The sequence below is a fragment of the Streptomyces sp. NRRL WC-3742 genome (genome assembly GCF_000720635.1).
In the GTDB taxonomy this organism is placed as follows: Bacteria; Actinomycetota; Actinomycetes; order Streptomycetales; family Streptomycetaceae; genus Kitasatospora.
Window position 1 is genome coordinate 84,565 of sequence record NZ_JOCF01000030.1, and the last position, 19,698, is coordinate 104,262.

13 protein-coding genes are annotated in these 19,698 nt (G+C 71.1%); all 13 read right to left on the minus strand.

From position 1 onward, the window contains the following. Window positions 1-73: 73 nt before the first annotated feature. On the minus strand, window positions 74-1,693 hold the full coding sequence (locus IH61_RS0118135) for a peptide ABC transporter substrate-binding protein (protein ID WP_031070945.1): 1,620 nt from the start codon (window positions 1,691-1,693) through the stop codon (window positions 74-76). Between the two features lie 191 nt (window positions 1,694-1,884). Continuing rightward, on the minus strand, window positions 1,885-2,757 hold the full coding sequence (locus tag IH61_RS0118140; protein ID WP_031070947.1) for an ABC transporter ATP-binding protein: 873 nt from the start codon (window positions 2,755-2,757) through the stop codon (window positions 1,885-1,887). After that, window positions 2,750-3,802, minus strand: a complete 1,053-nt coding sequence (locus IH61_RS0118145) for an ABC transporter ATP-binding protein (RefSeq protein WP_031070950.1) — start codon at window positions 3,800-3,802, stop codon at window positions 2,750-2,752. Before IH61_RS0118145 ends, IH61_RS0118140 begins: the two co-directional genes overlap by 8 nt. A 19-nt stretch (window positions 3,803-3,821) precedes the next feature. Continuing rightward, window positions 3,822-4,772, minus strand: a complete 951-nt coding sequence (locus IH61_RS0118150) for an ABC transporter permease (RefSeq protein WP_031070952.1) — start codon at window positions 4,770-4,772, stop codon at window positions 3,822-3,824. Continuing rightward, complete coding sequence (locus IH61_RS0118155) at window positions 4,765-5,694, minus strand: ABC transporter permease (protein ID WP_031070954.1); 930 nt, start codon at window positions 5,692-5,694, stop codon at window positions 4,765-4,767. Before IH61_RS0118155 ends, IH61_RS0118150 begins: the two co-directional genes overlap by 8 nt. A gap of 137 nt (window positions 5,695-5,831) precedes the next feature. Further along, window positions 5,832-7,490: a peptide ABC transporter substrate-binding protein gene (locus IH61_RS0118160; RefSeq protein WP_031070956.1), complete on the minus strand. Its 1,659-nt coding sequence runs from the start codon at window positions 7,488-7,490 to the stop codon at window positions 5,832-5,834. Window positions 7,491-7,920: 430 nt separating this feature from the next. Then, complete coding sequence (typA, locus tag IH61_RS0118165; RefSeq protein WP_031070958.1) at window positions 7,921-9,828, minus strand: translational GTPase TypA; 1,908 nt, start codon at window positions 9,826-9,828, stop codon at window positions 7,921-7,923. A 219-nt stretch (window positions 9,829-10,047) separates the two neighbouring features. After that, on the minus strand, window positions 10,048-11,763 hold the full coding sequence (locus IH61_RS0118170) for an ABC transporter family substrate-binding protein (protein WP_031070959.1): 1,716 nt from the start codon (window positions 11,761-11,763) through the stop codon (window positions 10,048-10,050). A gap of 92 nt (window positions 11,764-11,855) precedes the next feature. After that, window positions 11,856-14,387 carry a SpoIIE family protein phosphatase gene (locus IH61_RS0118175; RefSeq protein WP_078911203.1) on the minus strand — a complete coding sequence of 844 codons (2,532 nt, stop codon included), beginning with the start codon at window positions 14,385-14,387 and terminating at the stop codon, window positions 11,856-11,858. A 307-nt stretch (window positions 14,388-14,694) separates the two neighbouring features. Beyond that, window positions 14,695-17,484, minus strand: a complete 2,790-nt coding sequence (locus IH61_RS0118180; RefSeq protein ID WP_234327233.1) for a SpoIIE family protein phosphatase — start codon at window positions 17,482-17,484, stop codon at window positions 14,695-14,697. Window positions 17,485-17,597: 113 nt separating this feature from the next. Next, entirely contained in the window at window positions 17,598-18,122 is a 525-nt protein-coding gene (locus tag IH61_RS0118185; RefSeq protein WP_078911198.1) for an NUDIX domain-containing protein, read from the minus strand. Between the two features lie 17 nt (window positions 18,123-18,139). Beyond that, entirely contained in the window at window positions 18,140-18,313 is a 174-nt protein-coding gene (locus IH61_RS47755) for an SPOR domain-containing protein (protein WP_199823342.1), read from the minus strand. Window positions 18,314-18,443: 130 nt separating this feature from the next. Continuing rightward, window positions 18,444-19,698, minus strand: a 1,255-nt coding sequence (locus IH61_RS0118195) for a DUF4190 domain-containing protein (protein WP_031070968.1), incomplete at its 5' end; no start/stop codon positions are given.

The window sequence follows — 19,698 nt, forward strand, 5'->3', positions numbered from 1 at the left end:
GGCCGGGCCGGTCGGCCGGGAGGGCCGGGCCCCGCCCTCCGTGCGGGGAGGGCGGGGCCGGCGGGGCCGAAGGTCAGCCCTTGACCTCGACCTGGGTCCAGGCCGGGTTGCCGAAGGAGTCGAACTTCACGTTCTGCACCTTGGTGGAGTAGCCGGAGTTGGTGCGGTAGTACCAGAGCGGGATGGCCGGCATCCCGCTCGGCAGCACGGCCTCCGCCTGCTGGTAGCCGCTGACCGTGTCGGCGACGCTGGCCGCCTCGTCGGCCTTGGTGGCGGCCTCGTCGAACTTCGGGTCGCTGTAGCCGAAGTCGTTGGAGGCGGCGCCGGTGCGGTACACCTCGTTGAGGAAGTTGGCGTTCAGCGGGTAGTCCTGCACCCAGCCGGTGCGGAAGGCGCCGTTGACGGTGTGCCCGGTGATCGCGGCCCGCGCGGTCTTGAAGTCCGCCTTCGGGTCGCCGAGGCAGTCCACGCCGGTGTTCTGCCGGATCGAGTTGCAGACCGCGTCCACCCACTCCTTGTGGCCGCCGTCCGCGTTGTACGTGATCGTCAGCTTGTTGCCGGGGACACCGCCGCCCTCCTGGATCAGCTGCTTGGCCTTGGCGGGGTCGAACTTGCAGAAGTCGCCGCAGGCGCCGTCCTTGTAGCCCTCGACGCCCTCGGCCACCCAGGCACTGGCGGGCTTGCGGGAGCCCTGGAGCACCGTCTTGGTGATGGTGTCCCGGTCGATCGCCATCGACAGGCCCTGGCGCACCTTGGCCTTGTCGGGGGCGCTCCAGTCGGCCTGGTAGAGGGTGAAGCCGATGTTCTGGATGGCACCCTGCGGGGCGTCGATCGCCCGGTCGCCGAGGTCGTTCTTGTACGTGGCCAGCGCGGAGGGCGGCACCTGGTCCATCACGTCCAGGTTGCTGGACTGGAGGTCCGCGTAGGCCGCCTCGGACGTGGTGTACATCTTGAAGATGACGCCACCGTTCTTCGGCTTGTCCACGCCCTGGTAGTCCGGGAACGCCTTGGTGACGACCTGGGTGTTGTGGGTCCAGCTGACGAACTGGTACGGGCCGTTGCCCACCGGCTTCTGCCCGTAGCCGGCCGGGTCCTTGAAGAAGCCGTCCGGCAGCGGCGAGAAGGCGATGTAGCCGAGCTTGTACTCGAAGTACGAGACCTTGTTGTTCAGCTTGACCGTGAAGTGCAGGTCGTCGGTGACGGTCAGGCCGGACATCTTGTCGGTGGTCGGCTGCCCGGTCGTCGGGTGGACGTCCTTGTAGCCCTCGATGTCGGAGTACCAGGAGCTGTTGATCTGGGCGTTCTTCGGGTTCGCCGACCAGTTCCAGGCGTCGACGAAGTTCTTGGCGTGCACCGGGGTGCCGTCGTGGAACTTCCAGCCGTCCTTGAGGGTGACGGTGTAGGTCTGGGAGTCGGCGGTCTCGATCTTGTCGGCCACCTGCATCCGGATCTTGGCGTTGCTCGGGTCGTAGTCCACCAGCCCCTTGAAGAGGTTCTGGATGATGCGACCACCGCCCACCTCGTTCGCGTTGGCGGGCTGCAGCGGGTTCTGCGGCTCGCTGCTCTGGTAGCTGAACGTCTTGTTGGCGTCCGATGAACTGCTGCCTCCGCCACTGCTGCTGCATCCGGTGGCAACCAGGGCCACGGAGGTAGCGGCGGCGAGGACCCAACGGGCGCGGACGGCTACGGGCATGGAGGTCCCTCCTCATGGTGTGTGTCGCATCACACCCCATGAGAAGCGCGGCCCGTCGACGGCGCGAGTCGGGAGCACCCGGATGGGTGCCTGAGCGCCCCGCCGAGTTGACGCGACGTCCGGTCCGCACCGGGAACGCGGAAGGGCCCGCGGCCGGAGCCGCGGGCCCTTCCGGGTGTCGTACGGGAGCGTCAGGCCGCGGCCGACTCCCGGACCTCGGGGAAGTGGCAGGCCGACTCGTGGGCGGCCGCGCCCTCCAGCGTGGTCGGGATCGCCAGCAGCGGGACCTCCTCCGCGCAGCGGTCCTGCGCCTTCCAGCACCGGGTTCGGAAGCGGCAGCCGGACGGCGGGTTGGCCGGCGAGGGGATGTCACCGCTCAGGATGATCCGCTCGCGGGACTCGCGCGCCGTCGGGTCCGGCACCGGCACCGCGGAGAGCAGCGCCTGGGTGTACGGGTGGGTGGCGTTCTCGTAGATCTGCTCGTCGGAGCCGATCTCGACCATCTTGCCCAGGTACATCACGCCGACGCGGTCGGAGATGTGCCGGACGATGGAGAGGTCGTGCGCGATGAACATGTACGAGAGGCCGAACTCGCCCTGCAGCTGCTCGAGCAGGTTGATGACCTGCGCCTGGACGGACACGTCCAGGGCGGAGACCGGCTCGTCGCAGATGATGATCTCGGGCTTGAGCGCGAGACCGCGGGCGATGCCGATGCGCTGGCGCTGGCCGCCGGAGAACTGGTGCGGGTACCGGTTGATGTACTCCGGGTTCAGACCCACGACGTCCAGGAGGTCCTGGACGGCCTTGCGGCGGTCGCCCTTGGGCGCCACCTCGGGGTGGATCTCGAACGGCTCCCCGATGATGTCGCCGACCGTCATAACCTTGGCCAGCGTGGACTTGCCACAACCGGACTCGCCGACGATGCCGAGGGTCTCGCCCTTGGCCAGTTCGAAGGAGATGCCGTCGACGGCCTTGACCGCGCCGACCTGCTTCTTGAAGAGAACGCCCTGGGTCAGCGGGTAGTGCTTGACCAGGTCCTTGACCTCCAGGATGGGCTCAGCCATGGAGGGTCTCCTTCCAGAGGTGGCACGCGCTGCGGCGGCCGGTGAGCTCCACGCCGTCCTTGTCGGTCACCTGGTGCAGCTCCGGGGCGTCGGTGCGGCACAGGTCGGTGACGACGTCACAGCGGGGGTTGAACGCGCAGCCGGTCGGGACCTTGAGCAGGTTCGGGGGCAGGCCCTTGATCGCGTACAGGTCCTGGCCCTTCTGGTCCAGGCGCGGGATCGAGCGGAGTAGGCCCTTGGTGTACGGGTGCGCCGGGTTGGCGTACAGGTCGTGCACCGGGGCGGTCTCGACGATCCGACCGGCGTACATCACGGCGATCTTGTCCGCGACGTCGGCGACGACGCCGAGGTCGTGGGTGATCAGGATCAGACCCATGTTGTACTCGGCCTGCAGCTCGGCGAGCAGGTCCATCACCTGGGCCTGGACGGTGACGTCCAGGGCGGTGGTGGGCTCGTCGGCGATGATCAGGTCGGGCTGCAGGGCCAGCGCCATGGCGATCATGATGCGCTGGCGCATGCCGCCGGAGAACTGGTGCGGGTAGTCGTTCACCCGCTGGGCCGCGGCGGGGATGCGCACGCGGTCCATCAGCTCGATGGCCTTGGCCTTGGCCTCGGCGCGGGAGGCGCCCTGGTGCACCCGGAACATCTCGCCGAGCTGGTAGCCCACGCTCAGCACCGGGTTGAGGGCCGAGAGCGCGTCCTGGAAGATCATCGCGATCTTCCGGCCGCGGATCTTGCGCCGCTCCTCGTTGCTCATGGTGAGCATGTCCTTGCCGCGGAAGAGGATCTCACCCTTGGTGATCTTCCCCGGCGGCATGTCCAGGATGCCCATGATGGTCTGCGCCGTCACGGACTTGCCGGAGCCGGACTCGCCGAGGACGGCGAGGGTCTCGCCGGCCGCGACGGAGTAGTTGACGCCGTTCACGGCCTTGGCGACGCCGTCCCGGGTGTGGAACTCCACGTGGAGGTCCTTGACCTCCAGGAGCGGGGTTCCGACTTCGAGACGGTCACTGTTCTGGTTGTTGTTCTCGATCACGGTGGTCATCGGGTCGTCACCTCTTCTCTCAGCGGAGCTTCGGGTCGAGGGCGTCGCGCACCGCGTCGCCGAGCATGATGAAGGCCAGCACGGTCAGGCTCAGCATGCCGGCGGGGAAGAACAGGGCGAACGGCGCCGTACGGATCGACTTCTGGTTGGAGGCGATGTCGATGCCCCACGAGATGGTCGGGTCCTGCAGGCCGATACCGAGGAAGCTCAGCGTCGCCTCGAGGGCGATGTAGCCGCCGAGGGCGATGGTGGCGACGACGATCACCGGGGCGATCGCGTTCGGCAGGATGTGCCGGAACATGATCCGGCCGGTGCCGGCGCCCAGCGCCTTGGCGGCCGTCACGAAGTCGGCCTGCTTGACGGTGATCACCGAGCCGCGCATGACGCGGGTCATCTGCGTCCAGCCGAGGATGACCAGCGCGAACACCACGCTCCAGATCGTGCGCGAGGTGAAGGCGTTGAGGATCACCAGCGAGCCGAGCAGCAGCGGGATACCGAAGAAGACGTCGGTGAGGCGGGAGATGATCGTGTCGACCCAGCCGCCGTAGTACCCGGCGAGCATGCCCGCGAGGCCACCGAGGAGGGTCACGCCGACGGTCACGCAGATGCCGACGATGACCGAGGCGCGGGCGCCGTAGAGGACACGCGCGTAGATCGAACGGCCCTGGACGTCGTAGCCGAACCAGTCCTCCTGGAAGAAGTTGCCGTAGTTCGGCTTGCCCAGGTAGTGGTTGCGCAGGTCGGCGGCGCGCGGGTCCACCGAGGTGAACAGGCTCGGCGCGATCGCGATCACGATCAGCAGCAGGATCAGCACCGCGGAGATCACGAAGATCGGCCGGCGGCGAAGGTCGTGCCAGGCGTCGGAGCCGAGGCTGCGGGCCTTCTCCGGCTTGGGCGCGGCGACCGCGACGGCCGCGTCGCGCGGGGAGGGGATGTTCCCCGCGTCCTTCTTCTCGGTCAGGTCAGGCATAACGAATCCTCGGGTCCAGGACCGCGTAGAGCAGGTCGACGATCAAGCCGGCGGCCAGGTACACGAGCACCAGGAAGGCGACGAACCCGGAGACCGTCGAGCCCTCCTTCTGGTTGATCGCGTGGAAGAGCGCATTGCCGACGCCCTTGACGTTGAAGATGCCCTCGGTCACGATCGCGCCGCCCATCAGGGCGCCGAGGTCGGTACCCAGGAAGGTGACGACCGGGATCAGCGAGTTGCGCAGCAGGTGAGTGGTGATCACCTTGCGACGCGGCAGGCCCTTGGCCACCGCGGTGCGCACGTAGTCGGCCTTGATGTTCTCGGCTATGGAGGTACGGGTGAGACGCGCGACGTACGCCAGCGAGAGCGACCCGAGCACCACGGCCGGGAGGATCAACTGGGTGAGGTCATCGCTGTTCTGCACGGTCGGGGTGACCCAGCCCAGGTTCTGGCCGACGACCGTCTGCAGGACGAAGCCGAACACCGGCACCGGGATCGAGATCAGCAGCAGCGTCAGGATCAGGGTGCCCTTGTCGAAGAGCTTCCCGCGGCGCAGGCCCGAGACCAGGCCGATGCCGACGCCGAACACGATCTCGATGGCGAATGCCAGCAGCGCCAGCCGGATGGTGACCGGCAGGGCCTCGGTGATCACGTCGAGCACCGGGCGGTTGTTCCCCAGCGTCTTGCCGAAGTCGCCGGTGACCAGTCCCCCCATGTAATCGAGGTACTGCTGGACCAGCGGCTTGTCGAATCCCAACTGGTGCCTGAATGCGGCGAGCTGGACCGGGTCCGGTGCCTTGTCGCCCCACATCGCAGCCACCGGGTCACCCGGCAGCACGTGCACCATGAAAAAGATGAGCGCGGTGGTTCCGATGAACACCGGGATCATCTGGAGCAGTCGCCTTGCGACAAAGCGCCCCATCGTGCCTCCATGTTGGCTCTGCCGGGCCCGTCAACCCGGAGAGATAAGTCGGCGTGCCAACGGCCGGTGCCAGTCCTCGCCCTTGTGGGGATGGACGGGCACCGGCCGTTGTCACCGGGTCAGGCGGTGCCGACCGATTACTTCTTCTTGACCTCGACGTCGGTGTAGACCGGGTTGCCGAAGGAGTCGAACTTCACGTTCTGGACGTTGTTCGAGTAGCCCGAGCTGGTCTTGTAGTACCAGAGCGGGATGGCCGGCATGTCCTTGGCCAGAACGGCCTCGGCCTGCTGGTAGAGCTCGGCGGTCTTCTCGACCGTCGTGGCCGCGTCGGCGTCCTTGGCGAGCTTGTCGAACTCGGGGCTCGAGTAGCCGGCGTCGTTGGCCGCGGCACCGGTGCCGTAGACGTCGCGCAGGAAGTTGGCGTTCAGCGGGTAGTCCTGCACCCAGCCGGTACGCATCATGCTCTTGACCTGCTTCTTCGTGACGATGTCACGCGAGGTCTTGAAGTCGGGCTTCGGGTCGCCGAGGCACTCGACACCGGTGTTCTGGCGGATGTTGTTGCAGACCGCGTCCACCCACTCCTTGTGACCACCGTCGGAGTTGTACTGGATGGAGATCTTGCCGCCGGGAACGCCGCCGTTCTCGGTGATCAGCTGCTTGGCCTTCGCCGGGTCGAACTTGCAGGCGTCGCCACAGGCGCCGGCCTTGAAGCCCATGACGCCGGGCGCCACGAACGCGTCGGCGGGCTGGCGGTTGCCGTTCAGCACGGTCTTGGTGATGGTGTCGCGGTCGATCGCCATCGAGAGGCCCTGGCGGACCTTGGCGGCCTTGTCCTTGTCCATCGAGGTCCACTCCGCGTTGTACAGAGCGAACGAGATGTTCTGGATGGCACCCTGCGGCTGGTCGACGGCGCGCTTGCCCAGGTCGTCCTTGTACTTGGGCAGGTCGGTGGAGTCGACCTGGTCCAGGACGTCCAGCGTGTCGGACATCAGGTCCTTGTACGCGGCCTCACCGGCGGTGTAGTTGCGGAAGACAACTCCGCCGTTCTTCGCCTTGTTGGTGCCGGCGTACTGGTCGAAGGCGGCCAGGGTGACGGCCTTGTTGTGCTCCCACGACACGAACTTGTACGGGCCGTTGCCGACCGGCTTCTCGCCGTAGCCGGCCGGGTCCTTGAAGAAACCCTCGGGCAGCGGGTAGAAGGCCGAGTAGCCGAGCTTGTACGTGAAGTACGAGACCGGGGAGGAGAGGTCGATCGTGAAGTGGGTGTCGTCGACGACCTTGAGGCCGGACATCTCCTTCGCGGTCGGGTCACCCTTCTCCGGGTGGACGGCGTCGTAGCCGACGATGTCCGAGAACCAGTCGGAGTTGATCTGGTTGTTGGCCGTGTTGGCCGACCAGTTCCACGAGTCGACGAAGGACTTCGCCGTCACCTTGGTGCCGTCGTGGAAGGTCCAGCCGGACTTCAGCGTGACCGTGAAGTGCTTGGCGTCGGTGGTCTCGATCTTGTCGGCCACCTGGTTGCGCAGAGCGCCGGTCGCCGGGTCGTAGTCGACGAGGCCCTGGAACAGCTGCTTGACGATACGGCCGCCCTGGTTCTCCATGGCGTTGGCCGGCTGCAGCGGACGCTGCGGCTCACCGCTCTGGTAGCTGAACACGCCGGCGGGGTTGACGGCAGCACCGTCGGAGCTACCACCACCGTTGGAGGAGTTGCCGCCTCCGTTGCTACCGCAAGCAGTCGCGGCAAGGGCGACAGCAACAGCTGCGACAACCCACTTGGCCTGGCTCCCACCACGCATCGGTGTGCCTCCTGAATTCGACGTTGCAACGAGGAGGGCACTGCGGACGGTTTGAAACCTGACCCGCTGTGCCGTCCGCGCTCGTGGTTTCGGCGCGCACCCCTGCGCGTTCACCCTTGACCCGAGCCTGACTGCACCCACTATCCGTCACGCACGGACACGAAAGTGACCAGTGACGATCTCAATTAGGTCACATGAACAGTCGGTTAGTTTCGAAAACCGGACATATGAGACATAGCCAGACAGGCACCAAACGGACAGTCGTCACGGATGACGAACTGTCACGTTCGCTCAGCGGACGTCTTGACGTGATGAGCGCTATTCACGGAATAGCGGCCCCGACAACTTGGAGTAGTTGAAAAAGTTCGCCCCCCTCTCCAACGGAAAGGGGGGCGGGCATTCCGGCCAAAGGCCGTCTATGCCATCAGGATCAAGCCTTCTTGGCGCGCGAGGCAGTACGTCCGCGGTCCTTCTGGTCGAGAACGACCTTACGGATGCGAACCGTCTCCGGGGTCACCTCGATGCACTCGTCCTCGCGGCAGAACTCCAGCGACTGCTCCAGCGAGAGCTTGCGCGGCGGGACGATCGACTCGGCCACGTCAGCGTTCGAGGAACGCATGTTGGTGAGCTTCTTCTCCTTGGTGATGTTCACGTCCATGTCGTCGGCGCGCGAGTTCTCACCGACGATCATGCCCTCGTACACCTCGGTGCCCGGCTCGCAGAACAGCACGCCGCGCTCCTGCAGGTTGGTCATCGCGAAGGCGGTGACCACACCGGCCCGGTCGGCGACCAGCGAACCGTTGTTGCGGGTGGTCAGGGTGCCGAACCACGGCTCGTGGCCCTCGTGGATCGAGTGGGCGATGCCGGTGCCGCGGGTGTTGGTGAGGAACTCCGTACGGAAGCCGATCAGACCGCGCGACGGCACGACGAACTCCATGCGGACCCAGCCCGAGCCGTGGTTCGACATGTTGTCCATGCGGCCCTTGCGGATGCCCATGAGCTGCGTGACCGCGCCCATGTGCTCCTCCGGCACGTCCACCGTGAGGCGCTCGACCGGCTCGTGGGTCTTGCCGTTGACCTCCTTGGTGACCACCTGCGGCTTGCCGACGGTCAGCTCGAAGCCCTCGCGGCGCATGGTCTCGATGAGGATGGCCAGCGCCAGCTCACCGCGGCCCTGCACCTCCCAGGCGTCCGGGCGCTCGGTGTCCAGGACGCGCAGCGAGACGTTACCGATCAGCTCGCGGTCCAGGCGGTCCTTCACCTGGCGGGCGGTGACCTTGCGGTCCACCTTGCCCGCGCCGGACTTGGCGTCCGCACCCTTGCCGGAGCCGCCGCGGCCGACCAGCGGCGAGGTGTTGGTGCCGATGGTCATCGAGATGGCCGGCTCGTCCACCGTGATCAGCGGCAGCGCGATCGGGTTCTCCGGGTCGGCCAGGGTCTCGCCGATCATGATGTCGCCGATACCGGCGACGGCGCAGATGTCACCGGGGCCCGCCACCTCGGCCGGCTTGCGGGTGAGCGCCTCGGTCATCAGCAGCTCGGAGATGCGCACGTTCTGGACCGAGCCGTCGCGCTTGATCCAGGCCACGGTCTGGCCCTTGCGCAGCTCGCCCTGCTCGACGCGCAGCAGCGCGATGCGGCCGAGGAAGTTGTCGGCGTCCAGGTTGGTGACGTGCGCCTGGAGCGGGGCGTCCTCGTCGTAGCTCGGCGCCGGGACGTGCTCCAGCAGCGTGGAGAAGAACGGCTCCAGGCTGGTGCTGTCGGCCGGGACGGTGCCGTTCTCCGGCTTGGTCAGCGAGGCGACGCCGTCACGGGCGCAGGCGTAGACGATCGGGAACTCGATCTGGTCCTCGTCCGCGTCCAGGTCCAGGAACAGGTCGTAGGTCTCGTTGATGACCTCGTCGATCCGGGAGTCCGGGCGGTCCGTCTTGTTGATGCAGAGGATGACGGGCAGGCGGGCGCTGAGCGCCTTGCGGAGCACGAAGCGGGTCTGCGGCAGCGGACCCTCGGACGCGTCGACCAGCAGGACGACCGCGTCCACCATCGACAGACCGCGCTCGACCTCGCCACCGAAGTCGGCGTGGCCCGGGGTGTCGATGATGTTGATGGTGATCGGCGCGCCACCATCCTTGGGGTGGTACTTGACCGCGGTGTTCTTCGCGAGAATGGTGATGCCCTTCTCGCGCTCCAGGTCGTTCGAGTCCATCATGCGGTCGTCGAGCTGCTGGTGGGCGGCGAAGGCGCCGGCCTGCTTGAGCATGGCGTCGACCAGCGTGGTCTTGCCGTGGTCGACGTGGGCGACGATGGCGACGTTACGGATGTCGTTGCGCGTGGGCATGCCTTGCTGATTCTCCCGGAATCGTGGGTTGCGGCGCCCGGCTGCGTGACGCGCACTTGCGACCCCTGTCGGTCGCCGTCGCCCGTTCCGCCTGCTACTACCGGTCCACCCACCGGGCATCTGGACATGCCTCGGCTTCCCCCTATCGTACGGGGAAGCGCCCAGGGCGGCAGAAACGGGCAGCTCAGGCGGGACCAAGATCACAACCGGCCGCCTGGATCAGCCGCTCCAGCCGAGGTCCTGGAAGCGGGGCCAGGCGAGGCCGAAGGCGCCGGCGCCCTGGAGGCCCGTGCGGACGGCTACGAGGTCGGGGCGCTGGTAGAGGGGGACGGAGTGGCCGAGCTGCCAGATGCGGAGGTCGGCCTCCTGGAGGAGGTCGAGGCGGGTGTCGGGGTCGAGTTCGGCGGCGGCGCGGTCGAAGAGGTGGTCGATCTCCTCGGTGCCGCTGCGGCCGTAGTTGGTGCCGGGGGCGAGCGCGCCGTCGGGGTCGGGGCGGGGTTTGGCGTAGGCGGGGCGCTGTTCGTCGGCCGGGCTCAGGCCGGCGGGCCAGGAGAAGAGCGCGAGGTCGTAGTCCCCGGCGGCCAGGTGGTCCTGGACGAAGGTCTCGGCGGGGACGGTGACGGGCTTGACCGCGATGCCCGACTCGGCGAGGCCCGTGCGCAGGGCCTCGGCGGTGCGCTCGGCGCTCGCCGATCCGGCGGGCAGGAGCAGGGTGAGGGACAGGTCCCTGCCGTCCTTGGTTCGGGTGCCGCCGCCCCGCCGCTTCCACCCCGCCTCGTCCAGCAGGGTCGCGGCGTCCGCGGGCCCGGCGGCCGCGCTGTCGTCGTGGTAGCCCTCCTGGCCCTGGGCGAGGAGGTGGTTGCCGAGCGGGGCGCCGGGCAGGCCCAGCGGGGCGAGGGCGGCCTCGGCGACGCGCCGCCGGTCGACGGCCCGGGCCAGGGCCCGGCGTAGGGCCGGGTCATTGAGCGGGCCCCGGGCGGCGTTGACGGTGAGCTGGGTGAGCGAGGGCGCGGCGGCCCGGTGGACGGTGATCCCGGGCAGCGACTCGGCCCGCTTCAGCGCCCGGGTGTCCTTCTCCACGGCGGCGGTGAGCGGGGCGACGTCCAGCCGGTCCTGGTCGAGGGCGTCCAGGCGCTGCTCGGGCGGCGCGGCCAGGAAGTCGATCCGGTCGGCCTTGGGGCGCTCCCCCCACCAGAGCGGGTTGCGGGCGAGGGTGACCCGCCCGCCGTCCGCGTCGTAGCGGGAGAGGCTGTACGGGCCGGCGCTCAGGTGGCTCCCGCCGGTGAGCGCCCGGTTGAAGGCGCCGGAGGTGGCCGTCTCGGCGGCCGGGTAGAGCGGGGCGAACAGCGATCGCCACTCGGCGTACGGCCGCCGGAAGGTCACCTTGATCTCGCGCGGGTCGGCGCCCTGGACGATCGAGTCGACGGCCTCGTACCCGGCCGGACGGCCGCCGCCCCGATAGGCCGGGTCGAGGCCGGAGAGGGCGGCCCGCTGGGCGGTGAAGTCGGCGGCGGACAGCGGGGTGCCGTCGTTCCAGACGGCGTGGGGGTTGAGCCGGTAGGTGACGACCTGCGGTTGCTGCCCGGGCGGGGTGGACTCGGCGGCGGCCAGGTAGTCCGGGTCGGGGGCGAGCCGGCCGTGCTCGTCGGGCCGGAACAGCGAGGGGTAGAGCGCGTGCGCGAGCACGGCCGAGTCGGCGTTCGCCTCGCGCTGGTAGACGTTGAGCGTGGCCGGGACGCCGTCCAGGGCCCAGCGGACGGTGCCGCCGTCGCGGACGGCGGTGCGCTCGGCGGGGCGGACGTCCCCGGTGGTGGCGGTCGGGTCCGCCGGGACCGGCGCGGGCGCCGGGGTGCGGTGGTGGCCCTCGGTGCAGCCGCCGAGGGCGGCGGCGAGCAGCAGCGCGGCGGCTGCGGCGGTGAGCTGGCGGACGCGCATGGCGGACAGGCAACACCTGGCGCCCGGCGCGGCCCGCCCCGACACGGCGGGCCGCCGCGCGCAACACCCGTACGGCCCAGCGCCCTGTGTGGCTACAGCGCCAGCTCGAACCAGACGATCTTGCCCTTGGGCGTGCGCCGGCTGCCCCAGCGCTCGGCCAGCAGGCTGACGAGCTGCAGGCCGCGCCCGCCCTCGTCGGTCTCCTGGGCGCGCCGCTGCCGGGGCTGGGCGTAGCCGTCGTCCCAGACCTCGCAGACCAGGCCCCGCTCGCGCAGCAGCCGCAGCCGGATCTCGCCGCGCCCGTGCTTGAGCGCGTTGGTGACCAGCTCGCTGACCAGCAGCTCGGTGGTGTCGACCAGTTCCTCCAGGCCGCGCGAGAGCAGCCAGCTGCAGGCCAGTTCGCGGGCCTTGGCGACGGAGGTGGGCTCGGGCGGCAGGAACCAGTTGCCGACGGCGTCCTCGGGGAAGGCGTGCACCTTGGCCATCAGCAAGGCGATGTCGTCCTCGCCGTGGTGCGGGTCGAGCTCGCCGAGCACATGGTCGCAGAGGTCCTCCAGGCCCTTGTCCTCGGCGGAGAGGGCGACCCGGAACGCCTTGAGCCCCTCGTCCAGCTGGTGCTTGCGGCTCTCGACCAGTCCGTCGGTGTAGAGGCCGAGCAGGGCGCCGTCGGGCAGGGTCAGCTCGACCTCCTCGAAGGGCTCGCCGCCGACGCCCAGTGGCAGGCCCGGCGGCACGTCGAGCATCCGGGCGGGCTCGCCGGGGCTGAGCAGGACGGGCGGCAGGTGGCCGGCGTTGGCGAAGACGCAGCGGCGGGTGACGGCGTCGTAGACGGCGTACACGCAGGTGGCGAGGTAGACCTCGCGGGCCCCCTCGTCGGCCGAGGAGGTGAGCCGGCCGTACTGGGTGGGCGGGCCGGCGGGCACGGAGTCGTCGCCGAGCCCGCGGGCGATCTCGTCGAGGGCGGTGAGCACCTCGGCCGGGTCGAGGTCGAGCATGGCGAGGGTCCGTACGGCGGTGCGCAGCTGGCCCATGGCGACGGCGGCGCGCAGGCCCCGGCCCATGACGTCGCCGATGACCAGGGCGGTGCGGTTGCCGGGCAGCGGGATGACGTCGAACCAGTCGCCGCCGACCTCGGTGTTGTTGTTGCTGGGCAGGTAGCGGCAGGCGATCTCCAGGCCGCTGGCGGCCGGGTTGCCCGGGGGCAGCAGGCTGCGCTGGAGGATCAGGGCGCGCTCGTGCTCGCGGCGGTAGAGCCGGGCGTTGTCGATGCAGACGGCGGCGCGGGCGACGAGTTCCTCGGCGATGGCGACGTCGCGGGCGTCGAAGGGCTCGCTGCCGATGGCGCGGGAGAGCTGGACAAGGCCCAGCACCTGGTCGCGGGCGACCAGCGGCACGATCAGGGTGGAGCGCAACAGCGGGTCGGGGCCGGGCTCGGGGACGACGCTGCGGCCGGTGCGCAGCGCCCGCGCGTGCGGGGAGCGGCGGGGGTAACAGAGGGTGCCGCCGGCCTCGGCGATCGGCAGGCCCGTGACGGAGCCGAGCACCGAGGAGGCGCCGCCGATGACGCTGGAGACGGCGACGCGGCGCAGTTCGCCGCTGCCGTCGGTGAGGACGCTGTCCCCGAGGCGGCCGGCGCTGGGGACGGTCTCGCCGGAGAGCAGCGCGGTGTAGAGGTCGACGGTGGCGAGGTCGCAGAACGGCGGGACGACGACGTCCAGCAGTTCCTTGGCGGTGGTCTCCAGGTCGAGGGTGGAGCCGATGTGCGCGCTGGCCTCGTTGAGCAGGGCGAGGTTGCGGCGCACGCCGTCCGCCTCGCGCTCGGCGACGTGGCGGCTGGTGACGTCGGAGACCTGCCCGGCGACGCCCATGGGCTGCCCGGCCGCGCCGTCGAGGCGGTAGAGCGAGACGGCCCAGAGCCGGTTGCCCTCTCGGGTGGGGACGGTGCCGTGGAAGCGCAGGTCGAAGACGGGTTCGCCGGTGGCGAGGACCTTGCGCAGGGCGGCGGTGAGCCGGTCGGCCTCGCTGGCGGGGAAGATGTCGTGGGCGGTGAGCCCCTCGAGGTCGGCGGGGGCCAGGCCCATGCCGGAGGCGAAGGCGTCGTTGACGCGCTGCAGGCGCAGCCGGTCGTCGAAGAGCACGAAGCCGGTGGGGGTCTGCCCGAAGACGGCCTCGGAGGCGGCGAGGTCGGTCTCGATGCGGCGCAGCCGGCCGAGGTCGACGGCGAGGCAGGTGGCGCCTGCGGTGGGCAGGGCGCTGTCCGGCATCAGGTAGAGCTCGGCGAGCCCTTCGCCGCCGGTGGCCTCCCGGTAGGGGGTGGTGCCGACCCATTCCTCGCCGGCGAGGGTGCGTTCCAGCCGGGCGCGGCCGCGCTGCCAGAGCTCGCGGGGGACGAAGGTGGTGATGGGGTCGGCGCCGACCGCCTCGGCGGCGGGGATGCCGAAGAACTCGGCGGCGCGCTCGCTCCACTGGCTGATCCGCCCGTCGGGGCCGATCGCGAAGGTGGCGACGCGGATGTAGTCGTAGATCGACCCCGGGTCGCCGGCGCCCCACGTCCGGTCCTCCGGTGTGGGGCTGTGGCGGGGCGGGGCGGGGTCCGTGCCCGGTGGTCCCGGGGGTGGGGGCAGGTGCAAGGCACCGGCCTGCCCGGGTACAGCGGCATGACCGCTGCTGCTCGGCGCGTTCCGCGCCGGGGTGCTGTTCAACGGACCGACCCCTCCAACCCGCGACCGTCCGGATGTCGAGAAGACCGAGTATTCATCATCGAGGGGTACGTTCACACGCCCTCAACATCACAACATCAGATCGGGCGAAGGTTTTTGTCCTACCGCCCGCGCAACCACAATGCCACGTCCGCGCCCCCTTCCGGGGTGCGCGCTCCCCCTGGGGGCGTGATGGCATATGCGCGCCGGGCCCGCGGGGGCCCGGCGGAGCTCAGAGCCGGTCGTCCTCGCCGTCCGGTAGTGCCTGTTCGAACCAGACGACCTTGCCCATGCCCTCGGCCCTGGCGCCCCAGCGCAGTGCGAGGCGGCGGACGAGTTCCAGGCCCCGGCCGCCCTCGTCGGCCTCGGCCGCGTGCCGCTCCCGGGGAGGGTCGGGCAGCGGGTCGGAGATCTCGACGAGCAGCGCCTCACCGAGCGTCAGCCGTACCCCGATCGGGGCGCTGGCGTAGCGGACGGCGTTGGTGACCAGCTCGCTGACCAGCAGTTCCGCCGTGTCGGTGAGCTGTTCGACGCCCCATTCGGCGAGGGTGGCGCGCACGAGGCGGCGGGCCCGGGAGACGGCGGTGGGCTCGGCGGGCAGGGTCCAGCCGGCGGTGAGGGTGCCGGCCTGGCCGTGGCCGAGCCGGGCGAGCAACAGGGCGACGTCGTCGGGTTCGCGGCCCTGCTCCATGGTGTCGAGGACGGCCTCGCAGGCGGCCTGGATGGAGGCGTACGGCTCCTGGAGCACGGTGACGAGCCGTCCGAGGCCCACGTCGAGGTCCTTGTCCCGGGACTCGACCAGGCCGTCGGTGCACAGGGCGAGCAGGCTGCCCTCGGGGATCTTGAGTTCGACGGATTCGAACGGGACGCCGCCGACGCCGAGGGGGGCGCCGGAGGGCAGGTCGAGGATGCGGCCGCGGCCGCCGAGCAGCGGGCCGCCGGTGCGGGTGGGCCCGTCGGCCTCCTCGCCGGGCACGACCAGCACCGGGGGGATGTGCCCGGCCTTGGCGACGGTCAGCTTCGAGGTGCCCGGGTCGTAGACCGCGTAGACGCAGGTGGCGAGCAGCGCCTCGTCCGGGCCCTGGGCGAGGTCGTCGGCGAGTTCGTGGACGTGCCGCAGCAGGACGTCCGGCGGCAGGTCGAGGGCGGCCAGCACCCGTACGGCGGTGCGCAGCCGGCCCATGGTGGCGGCGGCCCGCAGGCCGTGGCCCATGACGTCGCCGACGACCAGGGCGGTACGGTCCCCGGGCAGCGGGATGACGTCGAACCAGTCACCGCCGACCTCGGTGCCGCTGCTGCCGGGCACGTAGCGGTAGGCGACCTCGACGCCGGTGGGCTGCGGGACCTGCTGCGGGAGCAGGGTGCGCTGGAGGGTGAGGGCGGCGGTGCGCTCGCGGGCGTAGAGGCGGGCGTTGTCGAGGGAGCTGCCGGCGCGGTCGGCGAGTTCGACGGTGAAGGCGAGGTCGTCGCGGTCGAAGCCCTCGCGGTAGCCGGCGCGGCTGACGAGCAGCAGGCCGATGACGATGCCTCGGGCGCGCAGCGGGACGACCAGCATGGAGTGCACGCCGAGGTCGTGGGCGGCCTGCATCTTGGGGTCGCCGGGGTAGGTGACGTCGTCCAGCTGGTCGGCGCCGGAGATCAGTTCGGGCACGCCGGTGCGCAGCACCCGTCCGCAGGCGGAGTCCTCGGCGAAGGTGATCCGGGCGCCGCGCCGCAGCATCACCTCGACCTCGGGACCGTCCTGGACGGAGGCGGTGCCGAGCTGGAGCAGGGAGGTGCGCCGGTCGTGGCCGTGCCGGGGCAGGTCGTCGCCGTGGGCGACGGCCTGGAGCAGGATCACCGCCGAGTGGTCGGTGAGGCGGGGGACGACGGAGCTGGCGAGCTCCTGGGCGATGCGGGAGGCGTCGAGGAGGTCGCCGACGCGGGAGCCGAACTCGTTGAGCAGCGAGAGCCGGCGGCGGGCGTGTTCGACCTTGGCGACGGCCCGGTAGCGCTCGGTCACGTCCATGACGGTGCCGGAGATGCCGAGGACGCGGCCGGAGCGGTCGGTCATCCGGCTGTAGGAGATCGAGCGGTAGCCGGAGCGCGCGGTGACCGGGGAGGCGAGGGTGACGTCGATGACGGGCTCGCCGGTGGCCAGCACCTGGCGCTGGATGGCGGTGACCTCGTCGGCGGCGCGCTCGGGCAGGGTCTCGCCGGTGGTGCGGCCGACGTGGTCCTCCGGGGCGACGCCGTTCATTTCGGCGAGGGTCCGGTTGACGGCGGTGTAGCGCAGGTCGGTGTCCATGATGGCGATGCCGAGCGGGGACTGCTCGAACAGCGCGTCGCGCACCGCGAGGTCGCGCTCGACGGCCCGGACCGCGGACGCCTCGGCCAGGTTGGCCTGGAGGAACGGGGTGCCGTCGCCGTCGACGAGCAGGGAGATCCGGGCGTCCACGGCGACCGGCAGGCCGTCCCGGTCGAACAGCTCGGCGTGGCCGGCCCAGCGGCCGTTGCGCAGGGTGTCCTGGATCGCGGCCCGGATGCGGCCGACCTGCGCCTGGTCGGGGATCAGCTCCTCGATGCGGCGGCCGACGAGCAGTTCGCTGGGCCAGCCGAGCAGTTCCTCGGCGGCGGGGCTCCAGAGCACCACCCGGCCCGCGGTGTCCAGGATCGCGATGGCGACCTTGAGCATGTCGAGCAGGCCGCCCTCGGGGGGCGCGGCGGGGCCGTACGGGGCGTCGGCGGGGCCGCCGGGAAAGGGTCGGCCGGGGCGGCTGCGCAGGCCCGGGCTGTCGGCGGCGTCGGGGAGCGTGAGGGAGGGCGCTGGGTGCGAGGGAGGGGCGTGCGGCGCCAGCTCGGGCGCCGGGATGGTGCTCGTACCGGCCGGGTCGTCCGGGTTGCCCCTACCCCGGCGGCGGGCCGGCGGGGGCTGCGGGCCGCCCGCTGCGGCGCCCCTGCGCAGCCGGGCGCGGGCGGCGGCGCTCCCCGCGGACCCCGCTGTCCGCCGCTCTCCCCCGCGACCGTTCCCGGTACTCGGCACCGGCGAGACCTCCGGCTCTGGTCGGGATCGGCGGCGCCGGCTGGGGCGGCTCACCGATGGTGACGAACTGGGCCGAAAAGTGACATACCCAGCAGGATCCAGGCTATCCCGGCTTATGGGGCGTCTTGTCCGATTGACCTATCCGGGCGAGCGCGCGTCGCCGGTCGTTTCGCGCCTCGGACTCGCAGCAGCGGGACGACGTGCGGCAGGACGTCGCGGTCGTGGACGAGCCAGTCGACGGAGTCCAGTTCGTCCGGCCCCAGCCAGCGCAACTCGTCGTGCTCCAGCAGCGGCCGCGGCTCGCCGTCCAGCAGCTCCGCCGTCCAGAACCGCAGCTCCAGGCCCGGCCGGACCGTCCACGCGCCGGGCAGCCTGGTCAGCGCCCGGGCCCGTACGCCCAGCTCCTCCAGCAGCTCACGCTCCAGCGCCTGCGCCTCGGTCTCGCCCGGCTCGGCCTTGCCGCCGGGGAACTCCCAGCGGCCGGCCACCGACGCGGGCGTGTTGCGGCGGGCGGCGAGCACCCGGCCGCCGCGGACCAGGGCGCCGCCGACGACAATCCGGGGGGCGGGGGTCGCGCCGGGGTTCTCGGTGGAGCTGTCGGCGGAGCTCTCGGTGGCGTTCTCGATGGGCTCGTCCATGCCCCGACCCTACGGCCTCAGCCGGCGGCGTCGTCCTGCTCCTGCGCCTCCGCCTCGACCCAGTAGAGCTGCTTGTGGCCGCGGGCCTCGAACTCGGCGGCCAGGCGCTCCGCCTCCGCCCGTTCCAGTCCCGCCGCGACCAGGAAGCGGTTGCCGTTGTCGTCCTGTCGCATCACCCGATGAGCGCCCATGCGTCACAGGCTAGAGAGGCCCCGGCCCGCGTGGGGGTCGGGCCGGGGCTCGCCCGCGACCGTACGTGCGGCGCGCTACCGTGCGGTACGGACGCGGTTAACGACGGGTAACGGCCAGTGGGGCGGGCCTTCACACCCGGAGGTCGGGTGCCTGTTCCCCGGTGGCCAGGCCCAGCGAGCGCCGCACCTCCACGCTCAGCGGGACGGTCTTCGCCACCAGGGCCTGCGCCCGGCGGATGTCGCCGGACAGGTCCGAGCCGTCGACGGCGTCGTCCCAGGCCGAGGCCGCCTGCTCCTGGGCCGTGGCGAGCTTGGCCACCTTCGGGGCGACCTCCGGCGTCCACTTCGCCGACGCCGCGCGCAGCGCCCCGGCCTCGCCGCGGGAGGCGGCGGCCATCTTCCGGGCCCACTCGCGGTGGGCGGCGGGGTCGGTGGTCGCGTCCTTCTTCGGCCGGTTGGCGGAGGCGCCGTTGAAGTCCCGCACGGCCTCCAGGTACGCCAGCTGGGCGGCGTTCATCGTGCTCCGGTCGGTGCGGACCGTCCCCACGTGCTGGTCGTCGCGGTCCTCGAAGGCGCAGGTGACGACCCGCTCGCCGCGCAGCCAGTTGAGCTTGGTCGGGTAGAGGTAGACGTCGTCCATGCCGTCCGGGACGGCCCAGCTGTCGAGCGCGTACTCGTCGAGCACCCTGCGGCACAGCTGCGCGGACCGCTCCCGGAGATCGCTCTCGCCCGGGTAGGTCGTGTGCGCGGCGTCGGTGAGCGAGGCGGCGCCGGCCACCTCGCCGTGGTGGGCCTCCGTGCAGGCCACCCGATGCACCCAGTACACCGTCTCGTCGCCGCTCGGGTCGGCCGAGCTGCCGCCCTCCGCCGAGCTGTAGCAGTCCCCGGTCCTCAGGTCGGACCAGTGCACCATCCCCGCCGGCACGCTGCCGCCACCGCGGGCCGCCCGGTCGCCGCTGCGGGCCGAGCTGACGTTCGTCACGCCCATGGCGAGGGCGAGCAGCAGCGTGCCGATCGCGCCGAGCACCACGCCCGTCACGGCCAGGCCCCGGCCGCGCTCGCGGCTGGACTTGAGCTGGAAGAGCGCGACGATGCCGAGTACCAGGGCCACCGGCGAGATCAGGGTCAGGCCCGTCACCAGGGAGGCGACGGCGAGGCCGTTGGTGGCCCGGACGGCCGGAGCGGGCGCCGGGTAGGGGTGGCCGAACGGCTGGCCGTAGGGCTGGCCGTACGGGGACGGGGTGCCCGGCATGCCGGGCTGGAGGCCGGACTGCGCGGACGGCGGCACCGAGGCCCAGCCGCCGGAGGGCAGCGGCGGGGGCGGCGGCTGGAGCGGGGCCGCGGCCGGGGCGGGGGCAGGGGTGGCCTGCGGCGGAGCCCACGGG

Bases quoted from the DNA above. Each gene is read 5' to 3' on its own strand.
- IH61_RS0118135 (WP_031070945.1), bottom strand. From the start codon at position 1,693: ATGCCCGTAGCCGTCCGCGCCCGTTGGGTCCTCGCCGCCGCTACCTCC.
- IH61_RS0118140 (WP_031070947.1), bottom strand. From the start codon at position 2,757: ATGGCTGAGCCCATCCTGGAGGTCAAGGACCTGGTCAAGCACTACCCG.
- IH61_RS0118145 (WP_031070950.1), bottom strand. From the start codon at position 3,802: ATGACCACCGTGATCGAGAACAACAACCAGAACAGTGACCGTCTCGAA.
- IH61_RS0118150 (WP_031070952.1), bottom strand. From the start codon at position 4,772: ATGCCTGACCTGACCGAGAAGAAGGACGCGGGGAACATCCCCTCCCCG.
- IH61_RS0118155 (WP_031070954.1), bottom strand. From the start codon at position 5,694: ATGGGGCGCTTTGTCGCAAGGCGACTGCTCCAGATGATCCCGGTGTTC.
- IH61_RS0118160 (WP_031070956.1), bottom strand. From the start codon at position 7,490: ATGCGTGGTGGGAGCCAGGCCAAGTGGGTTGTCGCAGCTGTTGCTGTC.
- typA (WP_031070958.1), bottom strand. From the start codon at position 9,828: ATGCCCACGCGCAACGACATCCGTAACGTCGCCATCGTCGCCCACGTC.
- IH61_RS0118170 (WP_031070959.1), bottom strand. From the start codon at position 11,763: ATGCGCGTCCGCCAGCTCACCGCCGCAGCCGCCGCGCTGCTGCTCGCC.
- IH61_RS0118185 (WP_078911198.1), bottom strand. From the start codon at position 18,122: ATGGACGAGCCCATCGAGAACGCCACCGAGAGCTCCGCCGACAGCTCC.
- IH61_RS47755 (WP_199823342.1), bottom strand. From the start codon at position 18,313: ATGGGCGCTCATCGGGTGATGCGACAGGACGACAACGGCAACCGCTTC.